Consider the following 22643-nt stretch of genomic DNA (forward strand, 5'->3'; position numbering starts at 1 on the left):
GCGTGGCACGCGCGGGTGCTCGTTCGTGAAGTCCACTGTCCGGACTCGTGGATCTGAAGGATGGCGACCCGTCCCAGTGGCCATTTCGATGAGTTAAATACGTACCCTGGAGTACTTTATGGTCGAGGGATGGGCGTCATTGCGCCATGTAAGTTATTGCATTCAGGCCAGTTGCTGGACCAGTAGAGCCAGGCGGGTTTCCGGACTTCGAGTGGGCAAACGTCGAATGGCGCGGAGACTGAGGCTGTAAGGCCTTCCTTTTCAATGGCTTGTTGAAGGGTGCACGCCAGGCTGTCCCTGCTCCCTGTCCCCGCCCCCACAAGTCCCCAGTGCCTTCTGGGCGGACGAAGAGGGGCCTTGGCGGCTGAACCATGACGCGCCACCATTCCTCCTCCTGTAGTCCAGAATATTTTGGGAATATTTTCTATTGCTTTTTTGGAATCCGAGACCTAAGATAGAGGTGTCCGGGTCCGAAACGTGGCCCGGCAGGAGAACTGATTGTCAAACCTCCTATCTGTCGATGAGATCTCTCAGATTCTACGACCGCATACCAATCGCCTAGCCCAGTCTGTTTGGCCTACATGGCAACGATACGAGGCCATTCCAATTGCTGATCGGCTGACATACGACCTGGGAGCGGAAGCGAAGATCCTGAATCGATATATCATTCACAACATAAAACGTGAATTCGCTGGGGTCCCAGGAGTGCACTTTAGTGAGCAGTGCGGGTTCTTTTTGGGAATCGAAGGCCTTGGCATTGGTATTGACGGGACCGTGGCATGTCGATTCAAAAAGCTGAATGAAATTGGCGAATCTAGGTCATATCCTACGGACCGGGCGATCGCAATAAGAAACAATGACACAGACGACCTAGAGGGGATCCCGGCCCGAGCAACAATCATTGACATAGGCTATGTGTTAACTCCACATAGGACAGGCTTTCGCGATGTTCAAGCTATTCGAGTGGTGGATACTCGTTTTATTATGAGTTTTCCCCAGCAAGAAGGCGGAACTGTATTGGCTCCGATGCCGCTCTTTACCAATCCACCCGCTCCACGGTTTCAGATTGTGCAAGGCAGGAGAGAATCCAAGGATATCGGAAGTAAATAGCGATGAAGTACAATCCGGCGATGGTCACGCTTGCACGCGAGTCCAGAGGACTCACGCAAAGTGAACTCGCAGAGAAGGCCGGATTACCGCAAGGCACACTCTCAAAACTGGAGTCCGGCGCCCTTGTACTTAGCGACGATGTTGTTAAGAGTTTCTCTCGTGTTCTTCTGTATCCCTCCAGTTTCTTTCAACAAACGGATCCCGTTTACCCATTTGGCTCAAGCACCTTCTACCATCGAAAGCAACAGAGCGTTCCCGCTTCCATACTTAAGCGCATTGAAGCCAAGATCAACATTTACCGCGGGCATATCGTCCGGCTACTTCGAGCAACGAACGTCAGTGCTCAATGCAGATTTCGGCGATCGGATCCTGATGAGTACGGTGGCCGCATTGAGGAGATCGCGGGTCTGACGCGTGCGGCGTGGCGGCTTCAACCGGGGCCGATTGCTAATCTTGTCCGCGTAGTTGAGGGCGCAGGTGGTATTATCGTGCGCTTTAACTTCGAGACATCTAAGATGTTCGGATTGAGCGAATGGGTCCCCCCCGCCCCCCCACTCTTTTTTATAAACAGCAATCCGGAGATTTCGGCTGATCGTGACCGCTTTACTCTTGCTCACGAGATTGGCCACGTTCTACTTCATGATCTTCCTAATCCAAACATGGAAAACGAGGCCAATCGTTTTGCAGGTGAGCTCCTCATGCCAGAGACAGATATTCGCGCTCATTTGATTCCACCTATTAAACTTCATACAGTCGCACGCCTTAAACCTTTCTGGAAAGTCTCAATGGCCGCTCTGATAGAACGTGCGCGCGAGCTTGACGTGGTAAACCATAATCAGTATGTCTATCTTCGAATGCAGTTACAGCAGAAGGGATACAGACACAGGGAGCCCGTAGAGCTGGACATACAGCGCGAGCAGCCATCATTGCTGTCTGAAATCATCGAAGCTCACCTAGGACAACTTGGATACTCAATTGATGAACTTGCTGAGATGGTCAATATCCACACGGACGAATTCAAGGAATACCACGGAATCGCTCCACAGGGCCGTCACGGGCTGCGTGTGATCCGGAAGTCATAGCAGACTGACCTTTTGGACTTCCCAACCGCCACTGTCGGGATGAGCCATCCACATTGGATCTGATGTAAGGGAACTTCCAAGATCTTTCGACCTGTGCCAATCGGCCTCATGCGGGTATACCCTACCCTACCCCTCCGGCCCCTCTCCGGACACAAGCGTGACGAGGCTCCAATGACGCAAGCGCTCGTGTCACCCAATCGCGGAACCTCACATTGTGCAGGATTGCAGTTTCGGTCGGACGTTTGAGTCAGCAGTGGAAACCTCGAATACGGATTGGACCGCCACAATCTGTGCAGCCACCCCGGGATTAATCTGCTTCAAAGATGGTCCAACGCACTTGGATGAAGTCAGCAATCGAAAACAGGTTCAGTTGCCCACTCGCGCCTGTGCCCCCGAAACCTACCTTCCAGTTGTGCCTGCCTCATCCCCAGGTTTGGGATTCCCGAAGCGGCATTGATCGGTGCGCGCAGGCTGGGGTGCGGTGGAGTGGTAGTCTTCCTTCAGCCTGAGCGTCAATGCAGTCTCCGAGCCCCGTTTTAGAAGCGCCTGCTGGATGCCACGCCGGCATTCGGCGATGGTCCAACCTGAAGCTTGGGAAGTCGACAGGGAGATCGGCAGGGCGAAGGAAGTTCCACCGACGGGAGTGCAGGGAAAGTGTGTTTTCCCTTGCCAACTACTTATCATGGATGTCCCCCTCCCCCCCTCCCTTCGTGGGTGATTGCAACCGATTGGCGGCTTGGTTCTGGCGAATAGCTGGGACGGGTCAGACTGAAGAGCTCTGAGGCGGCCAACACGAGCCACCCCGTGGGTATAGAGTATTTCTTGGACACTCCATGAGTTTCTTTTCAACGGTCATAGTCTCAATGTCATCATTGTTGCTGGCAATACGGCTCATCTGGCGACATCGCCGAGAACCGAGCGTCTTCGCTCTCTCCATTGGCCTGGGGATGATCAGCCTGTACCTGCTCTTGCTCCATGTGCTGTTCGGGTTTCCGGCAGCTCAGGAAGTGCAAGCAAAGTCAGGTTCAGACTATGGATTTTTGACCATGGTCCTCGCACTGTACATCTGTATGCTGCTAGGCATGATGGCTGAATATGGCTATCATCACTTCTCATTGCCGGTTGGCAGTAGGCAACGCTTCGACTTCGGCAGCATTGCGAGACCAATCTTGGTATCTCCCCTAGTATTCATACCCCTAGTATCCTCTATCCAAAACTCAGGCTTAGACCTCGTCCACATGGATGGTATGCGCTTTATGGTCTTTGTTGTTGCCTTCGAAAACGGCTTCCTTTGGCGCGGCTACTCCGGCGTTGCGCTATCCCGCTTTGGACCCAAGCCACCCACCGGGGGGTAAGGTAGATGAAACCACTTTCTGTTGCCACAGCTCTGTTCGCGAGCTCCGTCGCCCTCGCGCTCCCACCAGGAACCTCCCAGCGATCACTCCCAGATGGCGTGGTCCTGTATGAAAGAATGCTCTCCCGGTCACCCCTTCCTGGGTTCTGGGAATCATTCTTCAGTCTGTTCGAGATTCGGAACGATCCCAAGACTGCAATGCCCTTCAAACGGAGTGTCGCATTGCTGGTCGGCATCGGTGACTACTCGGGGCTACAAAAACTTAAATCTGTATCAAAGGACCTCGCAGAGATGCGTGACTTCCTCCTCGCGGAAGGCAGCTTCGACAAGGTGTACGTGATGGGCGACACCACCACCCCTCAATTAGTGGATCAATACATGATGGAGAGGTTTGTGTCCGAACTGACAGAAGATGACCGCTTACTCTTCTACTATTCCGGGCACGGAACTGATACGGGCCATGGTGATGCGTTCCTACAATTTCGAGATGCAGTACCGGATGTCTGGAGTCGTGGCGTCCTGCGCGCAGACCAATATCTCATCTGGAGTCGAATGCTGAAGGCCAAGCACGTGCTGTTCATCTACGATGCGTGCTTCGCTGGTGAGGCAATTGCCAAGGCAGGTATGGCCGAACCCCGGAGTTCCATTTCCGAGCTCAGCGGAAACGGCAGCCGGATCGTCGTCACGGCAGGAACTGGAAGCCAGCGTTCCTGGGTGTTGAAGGCCTCTGCAGACAGGCAGTACAGTATCTTTACAGAAGCGTTGCTGAAAGCACTCCGGGGGGGCTCCGCAGATAGCCATAATCGTGGCTTTGTCACCATCAATGAGGCGGTAGCCGAAACGCACGTCGTGCTTGCAGAGGTCACAAACCGGCTAGGGCCTGGCCACGAGATGAAGCCCGAACTGGCCACGCTTGATTCAGGACGGAGCGGCACATTTGTTTTCCTGAACCCCCACGCCAGGAAGCCAGTGATAGCAAGAGGTGATGCAACCTTCATGGGGATGGCTGGGTCGAAAGGCAATAGTCCGGATACGGATTGGCAACTCGAATTGGCACATTGGAGGAGTATTGATAGTCTGAACGACCCTGACCTTTACAACAGGCACTGCGAAATGTTCCCTAAGGGTGTATTTTGCCCGATTGCACAGCGAATAATGGTGTTGCGCGGCCAATCAACGCCCGGAGTCCCTACGGAAAACATCGCTGTGGTCGGGCCTTTTACCACAAATGGGACCCGCGAAGCAATGATGCGACTGGCCAAAGCCTATGAATCCGGCACAGGCGGTTCCGCCTTGAATACAGCGGCGGCAGTCTCGCATTATGAGCAAGCTGCTCAAATGGGTGATCCAGTTGCCGCTCGTCGCCTGGGCAATATCTTTTACTGGGGTCGTAAAGGTATTTCCGCAGATATGACGAAAGCCGCCTTTTGGTACCGGCAGGGAACGTACCTTGGTGATGCGGATTCCTTTGCGTTTCTTGGCGCAATGCACCTCTCAGGTAAGGGCGGCGTGGTCCGAGGCGAACGGGAGGCGCTGGAGTGCTTTCAAAGAGCGGCCGACCTTGGCAGCTTTCGTGGCACCTCCTACTTGGGGTTAATGTTCGAACGCGGAATTGCGGGACTGCAACGAGACGAAGCTAAGGCAGTCGCCCTTTACCAAAAGGCTGCGGACTTGGGCGATCCTCGGGCGATGGCGTATTTGGCGGAGATGTATGAATTTGGAAGGGGGGGGCTACTTAAGGATGCAGACAGGGCATCTGCATTGTACAGTCGATCTGCTGAGCTTGGAGACTCTCGCGGGCTCAGTTGCCTAGGCACAGCCTATCTTAGAGGTCGCAGTTGGTTACCTAAAGATGAGAACAAGGCCCTCGATCTGTTTAAACGTGCTGCGGACATGGGTGATGCTATTGGGCTTATCAACTTGGGCGTGATGTACGCGCATGGATTTGGTGGATTACCGAAGGATCAACGCAAAGCGGTCGAATTATTCAGTCAGGCAGTCGAGCTTGATGAGCCAATTGGTATGGCCTTTCTCGGCGCGGAGTTCGAGTATGGGAGAGGGGGACTGCTGCGCGATGAGCACAAAGCCGTCGCCCTATATCAAAAGGCGGCCGATCGCGGAGATGGTTTCGGTCTCGCGTATCTAGGCAGCATGCACCTGACGGGCAAAGGTGGTTTGGCGCGCGACGAGAAGAAAGCATTGGAGTTGCTAAGGAAGGCTGCTGATCTCGATGTCCCTTTTGGGATTGCTCTCCTTGGGGTCATGTACGATGAGGGTCGAGGGGGGCTCGCCCCAGATACCACGCAGGCGCTCCAGCTATTCTCGCGCGCTGCCGAGCAGGGTGATTCATTGGGCCTCGTCAGGCTTGGACTCATGCAGATGCGCGGTGCTGAGTCCCCATCAAGGGACGAGCATAAGGCCGCTGCGCTTTTCAAAAAAGCAGCAGACCTGGGTGACCCCTCAGGTATGGCTTACCTCGGCGAAATGTACCTCTTGGGCCAAGGCGGATTGTCAAGAGATGCACATAAAGCAGGAGAGCTGATTAGAGATGCCGCCGCTGCCGGTGATTCTCGCGGGATGATTCTGCTCGCCAACCTGTATAGCAGCGGCAATGGCGGATTCCAAAGAGATGAGGGAAAAGCCCATGACCTGTACACAAAAGCCCTAAACTTGGGCGATTCCGATGCAATGCTCATGGTGGGATTGATGCACTTATCAGGTAACAATGGATTTCAATTAGACGAGCAAAAAGCCGAGAGTCTCTTTGGCAAAGCGAAAGATCTTGGTAACTACAGGGCCATGGTGATGCTGGGTATTGTTCGGCTGGCTGGCTCCGGGGGACGAAAGAACGAGCAGATCGCTGTTGAGATGTTCACTCGGGCCACCGACGCCGGCGACCCTTCCGGCATGGCGATGCTCGGCTATGTACACGAGATGGGAATAGGCGGAGTAGTGAAGGACCTGCGGAAAGCTGTGGACTTATACCAGCGCTCGGCAGCCTTTCGTCATCCGACAGGCATGATGTTGTTGGCAAGGATGTATGAGATGGGCAAGGGCGGGCTCCGACGAGATACTCACAAGGCCAACTCACTGTACACAGAGGCACAACAAGCAATCACCGTCGCCGCGCCTTGGCCCCTGTCGGTTAAAATCGGTCAATAAATCATCTTTCCTTATGGGCATTTCTGTCGACATCCGCAAGTTTCTCCACCGACGTGAGGCTGTACACTCGTGAGCTAAATCCGTTCCATAGCCCTATCGCTGGCTTCGAGGCTCATACGGTCGAGCACGACAAGCATTTTCAGCGAAAGGCGAATACCGCACAGTCAGAAGATACCACCCCGGTATTGACACGTCGGCCCCATCGAAGACGTTCTCCAGTTCATCATCTGGCCTCCAATGCCTGACGTCAACTCTTCCTCGCCACTCCCGTGCAAACTAGCCCGCAGCCACTGGCATGAGGTGTAGCAGCACGGCGGAGCACTCGCTTTGATAGGCTGGCTCAGGTTTCCGGCAAGAAACTGAAACCGACAGCAAAGGAGCCCTCCGCCATGATTCGAGAATCCAGCATCTTTAGCCAGATTTTGCAGACCTTCCCCCGCCTTGAGTGAGCCGCCCTCGTCCGCGATTACAAGGCAGAATGCCACGTTCGCGGGTTCACCCGCTGTCGACAGTTCGTCGCCATGATCTTCTGTCAACTCGAAAAGGGGACACCCGTCCCACTGGGGTTTTCTCTGAGAATTCAACATCTCCATCTGCACTTTACCATCAGACTGCCCGGGATTGACCGATGCGTTGCGCCAGGCGCGGCCTACCTCATCACGCAGCGCGGAACCGCGTCAACTCGTCATTCGTACTCGAGCCGATCGCCTGGTTTATCTGGATCTCATGCGCGCGCAGGCGGCCTTTTCGGACGCCGCAGTCCTTACTTACTGCTTGATGCCCAACCAATTCGCCTGATCGCTGCCACTCCGGGAGAGGACTCCCTGGCAGCCCTCTTCCGGAGTGTCCATCGGCGGTCCGCACAGTATTCAATGCCCGGCGCTCGCGCTGCGGGCATTTCTGGCAGAATCGTTTCTACTCCTGCCCGATGGGGCCCGCGGATCTTTGGACTGCAATCCGTTATGTCGAATCAAATCCCATGCGGGCAGGACTGGCGGAACAACCAGTGGACTACGAGTGGTCGAGCGCGGTGGCGCACTTCAGCGGTCACGACCGTCGGCGGCTCCTGGATCTGGAGTTCTTCCGAGGGTCTGGAGGAGTCGAGAATGGGCGCCCGCTGTTTCATATGCCGGTGCCGGAAGCCGAGTAGCGCGCCGTCGAAAGTCGATACACGCCGGGCAACCTTTTTGGGGATGAGCTATTCCGGGGGGGAGTATTCACTTTCAGCAGCAGGCTCGCAAACCGATGACTGGCGCGGTGGCCAGCGACCATCCAGGGGAGGAGTTGACCTTGGCTGCCGCCGGTTGATGGGGCCGGGCGATGGTCATTTGCGATCTCCCTTGCTGAGCCTCCAGTTGTGCGATGATGTGATGAATCTCGGGAGTCCTATTTGCGGTGGGTCGGGATGCCCCTCTTTGCCCCTCCTCCTGTGCCCGGTCGAGAATGACCCAGGCAACTGCTGCCCGTGAAACCGCACCTCCGAGGATGAATGCATTCGGGACAAAATGGGGAGTGACACGCCAGTAACCTCCCCGTGCCCAGCTCAGTCTGGCACGCACTACATTACTGAGAGCAGTGCGCTAATACTGCCCGGCACTGTGAATTGGCAGGCGCCCATGACAGGGGCTAATCACCCAGCAACATAGCAATTTTTACTAGTACCAAGCCATCGACAATCCGCCTTGCAGTTGTCATGGCTTCTGGTATAAACTGAGCACCGCGAACTAGTTCGCAGTTAGTGACTGATGTCGTGCGGGGCAGGTTGAGGCATGTACCTCTTCATGTGCTCCATTTCGGCGGACCGATGGTGCTCAGTGCATCTCGGCGTGGCATTAAATCGGCGTGCAAGCGCACGACAATAGGCCCCCGCTACTGAACGTTTGGCATGTCCAGCATACCATGTTGGCAATAAGCTGCAGCATATTTTTCCCGCGGCAACGGTCCTAACAACTGACAGTGAGTATGAGTTCTTTTCGAAGTTATTTCTCGGACGAGCGCATCATTCGTGAGCTGTGCAAGGCACGTGTCAAGCTTGCGGCCAAGCGCCATGACGCACTGTTTCTGTGCCGCATCTCAAGAGACGCGCAAGAACGAGCAGCAAGCAGCATTAGTCCCGTTCTTCAATCAATATTCCCGTCGAGGAGGCAATGGCACAGTTTTCGCCCAAGCAGACGACCGAATCCACCTAGTCAGAACCTTGTTCTCCACGCGCTGGTCCGTGCCGTGCTTACCCTACGGAAGAGACAACCTCAGGTGGCTTGGGCACAAGAGCTACAAAAGAAGATTGAGCAAATCAGAGAGCGAGTCTTCGAAGGCACGACATTCTCTTTCCAACCGCCAAGAATACACGCTGCACTGAAAGACAAAAAAGCACATGAATACCGCCCCATTGCAGTCTTTGAGCTCGAAGACAGAATCATCGACAGCCTCACTGCACGATACTTTCGTGACAATCTAGATCATGCGCTCCATGACTCCTGCGTCGCTTTCCGCACTGGACGGGACGGCACACCCCCGCCAACAATTCATGATGTAGCCAATCAGATATTGGCGATGAATCGTCGCCACAGATCAAAGGGAATCTATGTTGCGGAGTGTGACATTAGGGGATTTTTTGATTGTGTCGCTCATCCGGTTGCACTTTCTTCTCTTTCCGAATTGATTGCCGACGCAAAACGCAAGCAACCATCCCTAGCAATAGAACCACGGGCAATAGACGTTTTCAACGCCTACCTACGCGTCTATTCATTTTCTGTCAATGTTGCCGGCGAGGCGACAACAGCACTCCGCAGAAGGGACATCAATGGGGCTTTCAAATGGCACGAGAAGGAACTTCAATTGCTGCACAAAACAACTTCGCTACCACCCATTGGCGTCCCTCAAGGAGGTGCACTCTCCTGCCTAATTGCAAACGCGGTTCTTCACAAGGCCGACAAGGAATTGAATCGCCTAAAAAGGAGAATCAGAAAGAGTTTTAGATACCTTCGCTATTGTGACGACATGATCCTCTTGGCTCAAGATCAGGCGGTATGCAATCAGGCTTATGATTTATATCAATCGACTCTTTCCGATCTCAAGCTACCGGCCCATCCTCCAAAATCAATTAACCACTATTCGAAGACCTTTTGGAGCGGGAAATCACATCTACCCTATAAATGGTGCCGCCCATCCATACCGAGCCATGTACCATGGATCCAGTTTGTTGGGTACCAAATACGCCACGACGGCACAATCAGAATCAGACTCAAATCACTCAAAAAACAATTCAAGAAGATGACTTCATTAGCCGACAGCTTACTTGGCACTTTGAATCCCGACAGAAGCAGACCTGGAGAGATCACCCCGTTCGCAAGAGGAATCAGGAAGAATGGCCGCCAGATCCTCTATAGACTCCGTCAACGACTCAATTCGCAAGCCGTGGGGCGCAGAGAGTTGAGCCAGAGCCTCAGCGAGCCTCTCCCTTTATGCTGGGCAAGCGGGTTCAGGGGGCTTCTTGACAAGAAGATCGTCCTCACACATTTTAAAGCCCTAGACCGCCATCGAGAGCGCCAACTGAAGCGAGTTGCCAAGCGACTAGCTTCGCTGCCCGCGATTCAACAAACCAAAACCGGGGAACTGGCAGAAGCACTGCCTTACTACGGATTTCCGTTTAGTTATTTCGGGCAATTCAAGAACCGGGCAAAGTAATTAGCGAATTCATCTCAGCACATTAAGTCACATCATTCGACAGTCCCAGAAGGCAAACAGTCTAGTGGACTACCCCGCCATGATGGAGTCGTCAGAGCACCGCTACTGCGGACAGGCGTTGCTGGATCTCAATATGAGCAATGCCTGCGGTTTCATAAAAAGTCAAATCGCCCAGTACGCTACTCGAAATAGAGCGCATCGCGACAAAGTAGCTGCACCGGCTGAGATTCGCTGGGAGCGTTTCCCGCGCAAGTTCTCCATAACAGGGGAAGGGATCGCATTTGATCGAGCCATTGGCCTGAACCGGTCTGCCGCGACAGGCTTGGCAGTGATCGTCGCGACAGAGTTTGTGGGCGGGTGAGGCAGCGGTTTCCGTTGCGAGGCGCCGTTCCGATACTGGCCGGCTGTGGCCCGGGTGACCTCGCGGCCAATCACTGAAGGGTGAGCAGAGTTCTGAAGAAGAATGTGCGCTGGCAACAGAAGGCCCGCCGTGGCAGTTGGTTCGTAGAATGTGTCCTTCGGAATACTCCGCAGATGAAGGTTGAGCTGGGGCGGTGTTTATCTGTCGCCGTAGCCTAGGCGGTTCCAAGATGCGGCGGGGGCCGGCGGCCACCGGTATTTCGAGGTATCGCAGGGCGCTTTGTGAGACGGGTTCGTTGGCGTCCCGCGAATCGCGGCCTGAGGGGGCGCGCGGATGCGGACCGCAGGCTTTGTCCCGATCTCTTTCTCGCCGCTTGCCGGCCGGAGTCCACCGGGCGGGGCGCGTTTCACTCACGTTTTTGTGTGGAATTCGTCATATATCGTTGGGGCTTTCCTCGGAAGGCCGAGCAGATGCGCCTCCAGGAGATACCATGCCCGACCGCCGCCACCGAACGCTACGATTGCTTCCCGCTGTCCTCTGTGCCGTGATCTGCGGCAGCCTGGGTTTCGGGCAGCAAGACGCGGCCATGGAGAAGCAGATGGATTCGCTGTTCTCGAAGTATGGCGCATCCACGCCTGGGGTAGCAGTAGGGATCGTCCGCGATGGCAAAGTCGTCCTTTTGAAGGGCTACGGCACGGCGAGCCTCGAGCATGGAGTCCCGGTGACGGCCACTACGGTCTTTCAGGCCGCCTCCGTGTCCAAGCAGTTCACGGCTTTCGCCGTCTATCTCCTCGAGAAGCAGGGAAAGCTGTCGCTTGAGGACGACATCCGAACGTACCTGCCGGAGCTGCCTGATTTCGGCAAGAGCATTCGTATCAAACACCTGCTGGCGCACACGAGCGGGATTCGAGATCAGGCCGCCCTGCTCACCCTGGCCGGGTGGCGGATGGACGATGTGATGACCACGGAGCAGGCCCTGCGGGTGATCCGGCGGCAGCGGGCACTGAACTTCGAACCGGGCAGTGCTTATCTGTACAGCAACTCGGGCTACCTGCTGCTGGCGGAGATCGTCAGGCACGTGAGCGGCCGGACGTTTGCGGAGTTTACCCGGCAGAACATCTTCGACCCGCTCCACATGAGCAATACCCGGTTCTCCGATGATCACGAAACGATCATCAAAAACCGGGCGGACTCGTACTTCAGAGAGAAGGGCGCCTACAAGCGGGTGAATCTGAACGATTCGATCGTGGGTCCTTCGAATCTTTATACTACGGCCGAGGACATGGCGAAGTGGGCGCTGAATCTTGAGAAGCCCATCGCCGGCGATCGGGAACTGATCGCCAAGTTCAATGAGCCGTCCCTTCTCGACAATGGCGATCGCGTGGTTTACTACTCGTTGCCAGGAGATGTCGGCTACTACGCGAAAGGGCAGGTGCGGAGGACGTACCGGGGGTTGGAGGTGCTGAGCCACGGCGGACATTCGGGCGGGTTTCGCAGTTCTTTCTGGCGCTTTCCCGGGCAGCACTTTGCGTTCGTGCTGCTGAGCAACGACGAGCACTTTGCCCAACTGGACCATGCGGAGGCCGTCACCGATTTCAGCCTGACGGACCTGTTGCAGCCGAAGAAGAACGCCGAGGGCAGCACCGGGGGCACGAGCCAGGCTCTCCCGGCCGCTAAGGCCAGCCTGAGTGATTTCGAAGGCAGGTTCTACAGCCCGGAGCTGGATGCCACCTACACGGCGAGAGTCCTGAACGGAAAACTATCGCTGACGCACCTGAGGCACGGCGATATCCAACTGACCGAGGTGAACAAGGATTCGTTTACGGGAAGAATCGAATTTCCCGCCCAGTTTGAGTTCCAACGGGATTCCGCGGGGCAGGTCGTCGAGCTGAGGATTTCCAATTTTGGCGCGAAGAACGTGAAGTTCAGGAAATTGCCGAGGTAGGACGGGTTTCCCAGGGGAGAGGAGAGTAGAGGCTGGACGTCCCCCGGACTTCTCGCTGTGTGCTGAATTGAACAGGCTCAATCCCTCTAGAACGGAGACCACTCCCAAGAAGACCACTAACCACCGCCAGGGACCCTTTGAACACAACACCAGATGCGGCAGGTGTGCCGCGTGCTGGACGGCTGTGGTTGACATTGGCCCAGCAGCCTGTGGGGGAAGTCGCTCAGCGGGACTTCCGCCACAGACTGCTCGGCCTTTCTATTTAGCGCCTTGCGGAATGGCGCACACCAGGATATCCATTTCCCTTCGCCTTCCCCTTCCCCGCTCGCTTCCCCTCCCCTTTGCTGAAGCGTCGCGCCCGTTCATTCCCGGCAGGACGCTAGGCACGAAGGAATAACTCGTCGAGCCAGTCGAGCACCTTCCGGTTCAGCAAAGTCCGATTCATCATTTCGCAATGATCCCCGGCCCCCTCGCTGGCACTGAACCGCAGGAGCGTTTTCGGGCAGCGGAGGGCGCCGAAGAACGCCGGAGTGCCGGACGCGAGTGGGTCATGCTCGGGCATGGTGAGCAAGGCCGGACATCGAATGAGTTCCGCGCGGCCATCCATCGTGAAACGTTCCGCCGAGATCAGGTAGTCGCGCAGGTTGTTTACCCCGTGCACCCAGTAGCCTCGTTGAACGACCTTCCAGTGGAGGGCGGGCTCATTGTTGATGATTGCGTCCATGCGATCGATCAGGGACTGTTCCAGCGAGCCCAGATTAGACGCGGCCTCGCGGGTGACGCCGAGGGTACGAACGGCAAAGTCCCGAAACATCCCGCAGATGCTCCAGATACCCGGATCGGCGATCAAGGCGGCGATGCGGTGTTCTCCCGAGGCAGCTCGCGGTGCGAGGTGGCCGCCGAGGCTCCATCCACTCAGGACGATCTCCTCTGTCCGGACATTGGGCAAGGCCAGCGCAAAGTCCAGCACCGCGGAGATGACATTTTCCCAATCCGGACGCAGGCGAATACCGTGCTCGTAGAGCATTTCTCCCTGGCCCGGTCCGTCGAACAGCAGGCAGTGATAGCCGCGCCTGGAGGCCGCCACGGCGGAGGCGAAGTACATGTCGGTCATCGTCCCGTCATAGCCGTTGGTGAAGATGATCAAGGGGCGTGCTTCCCGCTCCAGACCCTCTGCAGGGATCAGATAGGCGGGCAGGGCTGTCTGCTCAAACGGAATGCGCATCGACGCGACGGGGTGCGCCAGGAGCCCAAGCCCCTTATCCAGCGTTTCCACCTGTTTGCGGAAAGCCGTGAGCAGCCGTGGATCGACCGGCTCGCCATAGATCGGGTGGTAGGAAGTTGCGTAGAAAGCGCTGGCTTTCAGATACAGCTCCCTTGCGCTGTGGAGGCGCCCCTTGTGTTCGGCCTCGGAGGCATCCGCCTCCAAGCGCGCCGCAACGGAAGTCCACGCAGCGTAATAGGCGTCCTCGCCGCCCGCTCCGGTCGCCTCTGCCACCGACTGCAACTCGCCGAAATCGGCACCACCGTAAGGGATGTAGGCAATCGGCCAGGTGCCGAAGCCGTCGTAGAGATCATTTCCGAAGAGGTAACCCAAAGCTCTGTCCTTTGTCGAGGCAATGCCCACATTGACTCAGGGGCGGGAGTGGGTGGAAAACTGATCACGCAGATTGGGGCGTCGGTGGCGTTGCCTGCGTGCGGCCGCTGTCAGAAGGTCGTTCGGGCGGTTTTACGGGCTGCGGGCTGCGGGATGGCGGGGCAATGCTCGGAGGCTTGTGGCGCGCCTGGGATTCCTTCGAGGAAGACGCGTGGGTTTCCGTCGCCCGCTGCTTGCCAGTCACGGTTCGCTACGCGGTGGGGACTCGACTGCTGAAGATGCGCGGCTCAGGGTCGCGGTAGTGCCGGAGTGGAGTCTTTCGGTGGCTATCCGCTCACTCATGTTCGCGGCTCCGTTTGCGGGTTCGTTACGCGGTGGGGACCCCTCCCTGGCGATCGGGGTTCGTTGCGAAGGATGCTGGCGTTATGGTTTGGGTTGTCCTGGCTGGCCGTTGATGCTCCGGGCGGGACGCGGGTGTCCGCCCTGGCGGCGGGGTGTGGGCCTTCGGGTTGGGCGGGCCGGCAGTGGTTCAGGCCGCGCGGCGACGGGCTCCGTCAGGACTGGGCTTGATAGCGGAGATAGACCGCTCCGTTGGCGAAACGACGCTCGTCCAGGAGTTCCAGCTTTTGCTTTACGTTGGCGGACAAGACCGGAATGCCTGCGCCCAGGAGAGCGGGGAGGACAAGAAGTTGGTACTCGTCGACCAGGCCGGCCTGGATGGCTTCGGCGGCGAGGGTCGGACCGGCTATCGACAGGTCGAGGGACGCTTGCGCCTTTAGCTCGCGAACTGCTGCGGGGTCGAAGGTCCGCTCCAGACGCGTCCTTGGAGCGGAAAGGGACTCCCAGGTTCGGGAGTAGACGATCTTTTCGGCCTGCTGCCAGATGTTCGCGAAGTCCTGCATGGCTGGCGTCAGGCCCGGCAGGACCTCGGGCGTCGCCCAGACCGCCATGGTTTCGTACTCCTTGCGTCCGTAAAGGTACGTGCCCATGGGACGGATGAGCTCGGTCATGAAGGAGAAGGTCTCCTCGCTGGGCGCCGACCAATCGAAGTTGCCATCGCCGGCGATGTAGCCATCCAGCGAGGTGGGCATGAAGTAGATCAGTTTCGCCATGGGGTTACCTTCCCAGCCTAGCAGCGGGCGGCGGGCTGACAGATTCGCCGATCTCGCTGTGGTTCGCGGGGGAGGGTGTCGGTTGAGGGTTGGCGTTGCAGCAGCGCCGCGGTTTCCGGATTTTGGAAGGGGCGGAGCTGAAGCTCCGCGCAGCATGAATGCCGCCCCACATGGGGTGGCTGTTTTGGCGGCGGAACTACGTCGGAGGGGCGGACTCCTGCATGTGCTTCAATCTTTCCGCCAGCAGTTCCCGTTCCCGCAGGTTTTGCGTCAAGGCGATGGCGCGCCGGGTCTCTTCGCACGCCTCGGCGAATCGGCCCAGTTTCTTCAGCAGGTCTGCGCGTACGCTGTGAAAGAGATGATGGCCCGACAGGGCGGCGGCGGCGTTGAGGGCGTCGAGTCCCGCGTCCGGGCCTTGGGCCATGCCGACGGCAACGGCCCGATTCAGGGAGACGACAGGCGAGGGCGCGGTTTGGGCGAGGGTATCGTAAAGCAGAACGATGCGGGGCCAGTCGGTCTCGGCCGAGGTGCGGGCGCGCATGTGACAGGCGGCGATGGCGGCCTGCAACGCGTAGGGTTTCGCGCCACCGCCGAGCGTTTGCGCCAGTTCGAGCGCGGCCATGCCCCGCTGAATCCGTGTGGCGTCCCACAACGAGCGATCCTGGTCGGGCAACAGGACCGCCTCGCCGTTGCTGCCTCGGCGGGCCGCGGTGCGCGACTCGTTGAATTCCATGAGGGCCAGCAGCGCGTGCACCTCGGACTCGCCGGGCAGAAGCTGCGCCAGCAGGCGCCCGAGCCGCAGGGCTTCCTCGCAGAGCGAGGCCCGCATCCATTCGTCGCCCGTGGTGGCGGTATGGCCTTCGTTGAAGATCAGATAGATGACGGACAGCACGGATTGCACGCGGCCGTGCAAGTCCTCGCCGCGAGGCGTCTCGAAGGACACCTGGGCCTCGGAGAGAGTCTTCTTGGCGCGAAAGATGCGCTGCCCGATCGTCTTCTCGGGGGCAAGAAAGGCGCGGGCGATCTCCGCGGTGGAGAGGCCGCCGATGAGACGCAGGGTCAGCGCGACGCGACCTTCCACCGTGAGCACGGGATGGCAGGCGGTGAAGATGAGCCGCAGCACGTCGTCGTCGATGACCTGATCCAGAGCGCGGTCCATGGCGTCTCCGAGCCGTTGTTGTTGGCCTTGCAGTTCACGGGCAATTTCCGCGTGCTTGTGCTGAAGCATTTGCCCACGGCGCAGATTGTCGATGGCGCGCCGCTTGGCCACGGTCATTAACCAGGGGGCAGGATTTTCGGGGATTCCTTCTTCGGGCCACCGCTCGAGAGCGGCCACGAGAGCGTCCTGGGCGAGTTCCTCGGCTACGCCGATGTCGCGAGTGACACGGGCAATGGCAGCGATGAGGCGCGTGGACTCGAGTTTCCAGACCGTTTCGATTGCCCTGCCGACATCGCTCATGTTCGCCTGACTCCATCATAGTTGTCAGGCGAACACGCTCACGATGTGTGGAAGAGCCGTTGATGGCGGAATAGCGACGGCACGCCTTCGCTGCCGCGGCAGGGGCGTCCTATTCGGGGGCAGGCATGAAGAAGATCTCGCGGACCTCGACCTGGCCGCGAGTGGCGACGAGACCTTTGCGCGCCCAGGCCACCGCCTCGTCCATGTCGGCGCATTCCAGGATCCAGAGGCCGCCGATGTGTTCCTTGGCCTCCAGGTAGGGCCCGTCCGTGACGAGGATTTCGCCGCCGGCCTGCGCACGCAGCGACTTGGTGGCTCCGAGGCCACAGGCGAATTTCCTGACGCCGGCAGCGATCATCTCCTTGTTGAGCGCGTGGATGTCATTGATCATCGCTTCGTCGACGGTGGACGGGTCGAAGTCGTCGGGGAGGTACCCAGCAACCAAGTATTGCGGCATTGTCTTCTCCTGAGGTGGTTTTCAGCTGGGCTAGGTGCCCCGCCTTCACTATAACGACGAGTGGGGGATGGGGATTTCTACCGGGGGGTTGGAGAAGTTTTTGGATGGAGGTTGCGGGTGGGGGGGCTATTGCCCAGGCCGGTGCATGACGCCGCGCAACCGGACGTTTGACACTCGGACAGAACTGTCCGAGACTGAAATCGTGAAAGGCAGTGACTTTCAGCGGCGCGTGCGGTAGCTGGCGCGGAACCGGAACCTCAATTGCCAGTCCGTGGCCGACAAGGGAAAGGGGAGCCACGGCCGCCTCTACGTGGGCGACGAGTTCACGACTCTCAAGGCCGCAAGAAAGAGATTGGCCGCGACCTGCTGGCCAAGATGTGCGCGGATTTGAAGATCGACCCGCATGACCTGTAGGAGGTAAGGACGTGTCCCTATTCAGGTATCCGGCGAAGTTCACGGCCGGCAGTGATGGCCGCGTTCTGGTCGAGTTTGTCGACCTTGCCCGCGTCGCGACAGACGGCAAGGACGACCGTGAGGCGATGGAAGAAGCCATGGACGCTCTCGGCTCCGATCTCTCGATCCGCTTGTCCCGCCGGGAGGAGATCCCAACGCCATCAGCACCCAAGCGGAAACAGCGCCTGGTGCCGGTGCCGCTCTGGCTGGCGCCGAAGCTGGCGCTCTACCTGGCTATGCGCGATCAGGGTGTCAGCAACTCCGAGTTGGCGCGTCGGCTGGGACTCCACGAGCGAGTGATCCGCCGCATGCTCGATCCGGAACACGCCACCAAGTCCGAGAAGATCCAGGCCGCCCTCGCGGTTCTTGGGAAGCAGTTGGCGGTTGAAGTCCGCGACGCCGCGTGAGGCGAAATGTGACCTGCCGGGGCCGGCGGATTGCCAGAGATACAACATCTCGTATGCTGCATGCCGCCAAACGTTAACGCGAGTTGTTGAAGGAGCTAGGGCAATGACTAAGCAAGTTTTTACCAATGTGTGGGACGCAATCGAAGACACGCCCGAGCAGGCTGCCAACGTGAAACTGCGCTCGGTCCTGATGATCTCCCTGAAGGATCACATCAGCCGTACTGGGATGAGTCAGGTGCAAGCGGCCCAACTTTTCGGCGTCACGGAGCCGCGCGTCTCCGACCTGATGCGTGGCAAGATCAACTTGTTCGCCCTGGATGCGCTGGTGAACATGGCGACTGCTGCGGGCTTGCGGATCGAAATGCACGTGCTGGAGACCGCCTAGCCTCGCCGCTACGGTAAGCCGGCGGAAATGGGGCCAGACACGCGACCAGTTCGAAAGCACTCGTTTCTGTTCCTGAGTGGACTGCACACCCGTCACTGCTTTTCGCCTCAGGAAACCAATTATTTACTCATCCAGATGGACTCCGCCCGGTCCCTTGCATCACAGACTGCCGCTCTCGGTCTGCCGGAGGGCGGCCCGTCCCAGTGGGCTTCCATTTGATTGAATGCGTGCTTTGGAGTTCGCGTGGCCGGTGGACCGCTAATCGCAAGCGGTGGGCAGGGCTGAACGGCGCGTTTCCAACCTCCCTTCCCTGGGTGCCTTCTCCTGGGCCCGGGCTGACCCGTCCCAGTGGCCGTTTCGATTGATTAATTGTGTACTTCGGAGTACGGAGTAGGCTGAGGGCGGAGGTCGTGGAATCCGCTAAGTTCTGGCAATGCGGGAAGTTACCGGGCTTGGAGAAGGGTGGAGGGTTAGCGGATACCGGGTGCTTTAGGGTCGAATATTGAAGAGCTTGCGGCAGTAAGTGTTTTGCTTTCTGTGGGTTCTGGGAAGGTGCACGTAAGGCCGCCCCCGTTCTGAAGGGCTGGGAGCCAGAGCTCGAACTGGGCAGATCCCCGGTGATCGTGAATCCCGGCCCAAGGTAGAATACTGGGTATGTCGCCTGGAAGAAGGATAGAGATAGGGCCGAAGTAACAGGCGATCCCCTTTTCCGCTAGAGTCGAGAAGACCTAATGCTTCGAGGGCCATTTCTGGGATGAAAACTAAGACTTCCAGCGCATCGCAAATGAGTACGGCCGAACGCCCGGTCTGGCGCTACCTCGATTTCGCGAAATTTGTGGACTTGCTTCAAACTAGCGAGTTGCATTTCACAAGAGTTGACCACCTACAGGATCCCTTTGAACATGCTTTGTCCAGGGCCAGGGCTTGCAAGGATAAACGGCAATTTGGGCTCCGAGTGGAGTACGTAAACTGCTGGTTCCAGAGTCAATTCGAATCGGCCGCGATGTGGAGCATTTACGCCACCGCTGGGATAGCGGTACGCTCAGGCGTTGATCGGCTGACGAGGGCACTCCCAGAGGTCTCGCAACGCATGCAGGGATTTGAGATCGGCGAGTTGTCGTTTGGCAGTATCGAGTACCTTGAGGAAGACGAGATTGCCGCTCAACTCCGGGATCCCAATCGTCGAGACGGCTTGACATTCGCCAAACGCAAGAGTTTCAGCCACGAGCAGGAACTCCGGCTTCTCATTGGCATAAAATGTAAACTTAGAGATTCGCCTCCATCCTTGCGGCTAAAGGTCAATCTGCAATCACTGATCGACGCAGTGCATATCTCGCCAACTGCTCCAAAATGGATGGGCCAAGTAGTGCAGCGTGAAATTCGAAATTACGGACTGGACATAGATCCGATTCAATCGTCGCTTTACAGTCGAAATCTCGGCTGATCCCGACTCAGGCATGATCTTGGCAGGAGAAAGAACTAAAGGCCGCCTGAGGCTTGTTGGCCAACAATCGTTCCGATGTAAGCGATGAACCTTCGCCCACGTGGCAGTATTGCAAAGGAATCAGTGTCTCCGGTCATCCCTTGGATTCGCGATGCAAGGCCAAAGCTCTGAAGCTTAGCGCCGATACTTGCTAGTTCGTCTCCGGCGATTCCGCCTGTTTGATGCCCCACGGCCATCCAGGCTCGGGCGGAGATGCTGTTGCGCGCCTCCGATTTGGCCGTCGTTTCCTGATCGAATAGCTGGATAGCAGCCTTTAGAATAAGAACGTCTGCATCACTCAAGCTCATCGCTACTCTCATCATCTCCTCGACTTCGTCCTCATTGATGGATTTGGATTCGATGGCTGACGTTGCGAGTATCATTCCAATTCGCCTGACACGTTCAAGACTACGCGTCGCTTCGGCCTTGCGCGAAGCATCAAGCATCAGATCCTTCAGCGCCGCCTCTCGTCTGGCAACCTCTTCAGCAGACACGGTCTCCCGTAGGAACTGTAGCTCCGCGGCATGCTTACGAACTTCATCCATGCAGGTCTTTAGCATGATGCCTATTCGGTCCGAGGAATCGGCGCTATGGTGCGCCTTGAACTTTTGCACAACCTTGTCCAAGGGCCAGGGAAGCGGCGCAATCGACAAAAGCTCCGTAATCGCAACCTTGACCGGGGATGACGAGGAGTCCTCTAGCGCGAAAAGTTGCTCCAGAGCGTCAACGGGATGGGCGTCGGCAGGCATATCTACAAGTGTAGCAAGCTGTGTTTCGAGTAGACCAGCGCGAAATTAGTACGATTGCCCGAACGGCCAAGTGGTGGAGTTGCCAATCCGCCTCAGCATGATTGGGCCGCGCCAGGACTGACACAAGGCCCAGATGGATGACTGGTTCGTGTAATGCAGCTGCCTGACGCGACCTAACGATAGGCAAATCCGTTGGGACCAAGCCGCCATTGCGAATTTCCCCATGTCCATCGGCACTCCATCACCATGACTACGCCGCGTGCAAACTGCGAGGAGTTCGGCGCATCTCACCTCCTCAGAGAGCGGAGACCAGCGCCAACTTGTCTCTTGAGGCTCAGGCGCTCTCTAGCTCACCTTGAAAACCACGGCCAGATCCGGGCTCATCCCTTCCGGCATCTCGACCGTCAGGCCCTGCCCGCTGCGTTGGAACTTCAGCGCCTGCTTGCGCCCGAGCAGTTCCACGCGCTGGACCTTCTGCGGCGCATTCTCGGCTAACGACTGGATCACTGCCTGCTTCGCGGGCACGCCCAGGCAGATCGCGTAGAGCACTTCGCCCTTCTTCGTGAAGCGGAAGTCCTGGGCGGTGTACTGCTTCAACGAACGCTCGCTGAACATCCCGCCCGAGGCCTGCGTCGGACCTTCTCCAAACTTCGTCCAGGGGCGCGTGTCGTGAATCGCTTCGCCGTGCGCGGACATCCACTTCGTGATGCCGTCCAGGACGGCGCTCTCTTCCGCGTCCAGCGTGCCGTCGGGCAGCAGCGGGAAGTTCAGCAGCAGGTTGCCGTTCTTGCTGACGATGTCGGCCAGCATGTGAACCACGGTCTGCGCCGATTTGTATTGCATGCCGGCCTTGTAGAACCAGTCGCCGATGCAGGTGTCGGTCTGCCAGGGGAGGTCGAGGATCTTGTCGGCGTAGCCGCGTTCCAGATCATAGATGCAGCAGCGCGGATCGAACTCGCCGTGCACGTTGTCGTGCACGTTCTTGATGTTGTACACCGCTTCCAGCTTGCCCTTATTGCGCTTGATGCTCTGGTTGTAGAAGTGCGCCACCAGGGATTTGCCCACTTCTCCGAACGGGATGCCGCCGTCGGTATACAGCAGGTCCGGCTCGTGCTGATCGATGAGATCGGTGATGCGGGCCTGCCACTCCTTTTTCCAGGAATCCGGCGGATTCAGCGGGAAGGCTCGGGAGTTGTCTTCGTGCGGCGGCAGATAGAAGTCGGCGTACTTGGGATCGTTGCCATCATACGGCACCCCCTTGTAAGGCCCTTCCTTGTCAGCGCCTTTGTTGACGTTGAACCAGGACCAGGTGCGCTCCAGGTGCTCCGTCACGCCGAAGCGCAGGCCGGCTTTGCGCGCGGCTTTGGCCCACATTCCGACGATGTCCTTCTTCGGGCCCATCTGGGCGGCATTCCACTTGTGATGCTTCGAATTCCAAATGTCGAAGTTGTCGTGGTGGATACCCATGGAGACGAAGTAGCGCGCTCCGGCGGCCTTGTAGCGCGTGATGAGCGCCTCGGGATCGAACTTCTCGGCCTTCCACTGCGTGACGATATCCTTGAAGCCGACCTTGGACGGATGGCCGTAGTGTTCGACGTGGTACTTGTACTGGGGCGACCCTTCGATGTACATGTTGCGCGCGTACCAGTCGCCAGTCTTGGGCACGCACTGCGGACCCCAGTGGGCCCAGATGCCGAACTTTCCGTTCCGGAACCAGTCCGGGCACTTGTACTGGGCGAGGGACTCGAAGTGCCCTTCGAAGACCGGCTTGGCGCCCTGCGCCAGGACGGGCGCGGCGGCGGCCATCTGCAACAGGTTTCGTCGGCTGACTTGCATGGTG

17 protein-coding genes are annotated in these 22643 nt (G+C 57.8%); 11 read left to right on the top strand and 6 right to left on the bottom strand.

The features are described 5' to 3' along the window. The first annotated feature begins 498 nt into the window (after positions 1-498). The 8 genes from IRI77_RS12795 (at position 499) to IRI77_RS12830 (ending at position 12701) form a co-directional block, all read left to right on the top strand. Positions 499-1110 (top strand): hypothetical protein, encoded by a 612-nt coding sequence (locus tag IRI77_RS12795; RefSeq protein ID WP_194452439.1) that lies wholly within the window; start codon positions 499-501, stop codon positions 1108-1110. Between the two features lie 2 nt (positions 1111-1112). Continuing rightward, on the top strand, positions 1113-2192 hold the full coding sequence (locus tag IRI77_RS12800; RefSeq protein ID WP_194452440.1) for an ImmA/IrrE family metallo-endopeptidase: 1080 nt from the start codon (positions 1113-1115) through the stop codon (positions 2190-2192). Positions 2193-3025: 833 nt separating this feature from the next. Continuing rightward, positions 3026-3547, top strand: coding sequence for a hypothetical protein (locus IRI77_RS12805; protein ID WP_194452441.1), 522 nt, complete (start codon positions 3026-3028; stop codon positions 3545-3547). Between the two features lie 221 nt (positions 3548-3768). Further along, positions 3769-6708 (top strand): caspase family protein, encoded by a 2940-nt coding sequence (locus tag IRI77_RS12810; RefSeq protein WP_194452442.1) that lies wholly within the window; start codon positions 3769-3771, stop codon positions 6706-6708. Between the two features lie 979 nt (positions 6709-7687). Beyond that, entirely contained in the window at positions 7688-7858 is a 171-nt protein-coding gene (locus IRI77_RS12815; RefSeq protein ID WP_194452443.1) for a hypothetical protein, read from the top strand. An 812-nt stretch (positions 7859-8670) separates the two neighbouring features. Continuing rightward, positions 8671-10395 carry a reverse transcriptase domain-containing protein gene (locus IRI77_RS12820; protein WP_194452444.1) on the top strand — a complete coding sequence of 575 codons (1725 nt, stop codon included), beginning with the start codon at positions 8671-8673 and terminating at the stop codon, positions 10393-10395. A gap of 64 nt (positions 10396-10459) precedes the next feature. Beyond that, the gene (locus IRI77_RS12825) at positions 10460-10756 is read left to right on the top strand and encodes a hypothetical protein (protein WP_194452445.1); all 297 of its coding nucleotides are present in this window, start codon (positions 10460-10462) and stop codon (positions 10754-10756) included. 490 nt (positions 10757-11246) lie between these two features. Next, positions 11247-12701, top strand: a complete 1455-nt coding sequence (locus tag IRI77_RS12830) for a serine hydrolase domain-containing protein (RefSeq protein WP_194452446.1) — start codon at positions 11247-11249, stop codon at positions 12699-12701. Between the two features lie 379 nt (positions 12702-13080). Here IRI77_RS12830 and IRI77_RS12835 read toward each other — a convergent pair whose 3' ends face one another. The 4 genes from IRI77_RS12835 to IRI77_RS12850 all read right to left on the bottom strand — a co-directional run bounded on the left by IRI77_RS12835 (position 13081) and on the right by IRI77_RS12850 (position 17326). Further along, a complete protein-coding gene (locus tag IRI77_RS12835) occupies positions 13081-14298 on the bottom strand; it encodes an alpha/beta hydrolase family protein (protein WP_194452447.1) in 1218 nt (405 codons plus the stop codon). Between the two features lie 554 nt (positions 14299-14852). Further along, positions 14853-15410: a dihydrofolate reductase family protein gene (locus IRI77_RS12840; protein WP_194452448.1), complete on the bottom strand. Its 558-nt coding sequence runs from the start codon at positions 15408-15410 to the stop codon at positions 14853-14855. Positions 15411-15606: 196 nt separating this feature from the next. Next, positions 15607-16869 (bottom strand): RNA polymerase sigma factor, encoded by a 1263-nt coding sequence (locus IRI77_RS12845; protein ID WP_194452449.1) that lies wholly within the window; start codon positions 16867-16869, stop codon positions 15607-15609. Positions 16870-16978: 109 nt separating this feature from the next. After that, positions 16979-17326: a YciI family protein gene (locus IRI77_RS12850; RefSeq protein ID WP_194452450.1), complete on the bottom strand. Its 348-nt coding sequence runs from the start codon at positions 17324-17326 to the stop codon at positions 16979-16981. A gap of 425 nt (positions 17327-17751) precedes the next feature. Between IRI77_RS12850 and IRI77_RS12855 the strand changes: the two genes are divergently transcribed. The 3 genes from IRI77_RS12855 (at position 17752) to IRI77_RS12865 (ending at position 20015) form a co-directional block, all read left to right on the top strand. Beyond that, positions 17752-18186 carry a type II toxin-antitoxin system HicB family antitoxin gene (locus IRI77_RS12855; protein WP_194452451.1) on the top strand — a complete coding sequence of 145 codons (435 nt, stop codon included), beginning with the start codon at positions 17752-17754 and terminating at the stop codon, positions 18184-18186. 103 nt (positions 18187-18289) lie between these two features. Continuing rightward, the gene (locus IRI77_RS12860) at positions 18290-18571 is read left to right on the top strand and encodes a helix-turn-helix domain-containing protein (RefSeq protein ID WP_194452452.1); all 282 of its coding nucleotides are present in this window, start codon (positions 18290-18292) and stop codon (positions 18569-18571) included. A 754-nt stretch (positions 18572-19325) separates the two neighbouring features. Beyond that, positions 19326-20015, top strand: a complete 690-nt coding sequence (locus IRI77_RS12865) for a hypothetical protein (protein ID WP_194452453.1) — start codon at positions 19326-19328, stop codon at positions 20013-20015. A 35-nt stretch (positions 20016-20050) separates the two neighbouring features. Here IRI77_RS12865 and IRI77_RS12870 read toward each other — a convergent pair whose 3' ends face one another. After that, the gene (locus IRI77_RS12870) at positions 20051-20803 is read right to left on the bottom strand and encodes a hypothetical protein (RefSeq protein ID WP_194452454.1); all 753 of its coding nucleotides are present in this window, start codon (positions 20801-20803) and stop codon (positions 20051-20053) included. A 345-nt stretch (positions 20804-21148) separates the two neighbouring features. After that, a complete protein-coding gene (locus tag IRI77_RS12875) occupies positions 21149-22639 on the bottom strand; it encodes an alpha-L-fucosidase (protein WP_194452455.1) in 1491 nt (496 codons plus the stop codon). Positions 22640-22643 lie beyond the last annotated feature (4 nt).

Origin of the sequence: Paludibaculum fermentans, assembly GCF_015277775.1 — a bacterium.
Classification (GTDB): Bacteria; Acidobacteriota; Terriglobia; order Bryobacterales; family Bryobacteraceae; genus Paludibaculum; species Paludibaculum fermentans.

Bases quoted from the DNA above. Each gene is read 5' to 3' on its own strand.
- IRI77_RS12820 (WP_194452444.1), top strand. From the start codon at position 8,671: ATGAGTTCTTTTCGAAGTTATTTCTCGGACGAGCGCATCATTCGTGAG.
- IRI77_RS12865 (WP_194452453.1), top strand. From the start codon at position 19,326: ATGAAAACTAAGACTTCCAGCGCATCGCAAATGAGTACGGCCGAACGC.
- IRI77_RS12870 (WP_194452454.1), bottom strand. From the start codon at position 20,803: ATGCCTGCCGACGCCCATCCCGTTGACGCTCTGGAGCAACTTTTCGCG.
- IRI77_RS12850 (WP_194452450.1), bottom strand. From the start codon at position 17,326: ATGCCGCAATACTTGGTTGCTGGGTACCTCCCCGACGACTTCGACCCG.
- IRI77_RS12805 (WP_194452441.1), top strand. From the start codon at position 3,026: ATGAGTTTCTTTTCAACGGTCATAGTCTCAATGTCATCATTGTTGCTG.
- IRI77_RS12840 (WP_194452448.1), bottom strand. From the start codon at position 15,410: ATGGCGAAACTGATCTACTTCATGCCCACCTCGCTGGATGGCTACATC.
- IRI77_RS12845 (WP_194452449.1), bottom strand. From the start codon at position 16,869: ATGAGCGATGTCGGCAGGGCAATCGAAACGGTCTGGAAACTCGAGTCC.
- IRI77_RS12875 (WP_194452455.1), bottom strand. From the start codon at position 22,639: ATGCAAGTCAGCCGACGAAACCTGTTGCAGATGGCCGCCGCCGCGCCC.
- IRI77_RS12815 (WP_194452443.1), top strand. From the start codon at position 7,688: ATGCGGGCAGGACTGGCGGAACAACCAGTGGACTACGAGTGGTCGAGC.
- IRI77_RS12860 (WP_194452452.1), top strand. From the start codon at position 18,290: ATGACTAAGCAAGTTTTTACCAATGTGTGGGACGCAATCGAAGACACG.
- IRI77_RS12830 (WP_194452446.1), top strand. From the start codon at position 11,247: ATGCCCGACCGCCGCCACCGAACGCTACGATTGCTTCCCGCTGTCCTC.
- IRI77_RS12800 (WP_194452440.1), top strand. From the start codon at position 1,113: ATGAAGTACAATCCGGCGATGGTCACGCTTGCACGCGAGTCCAGAGGA.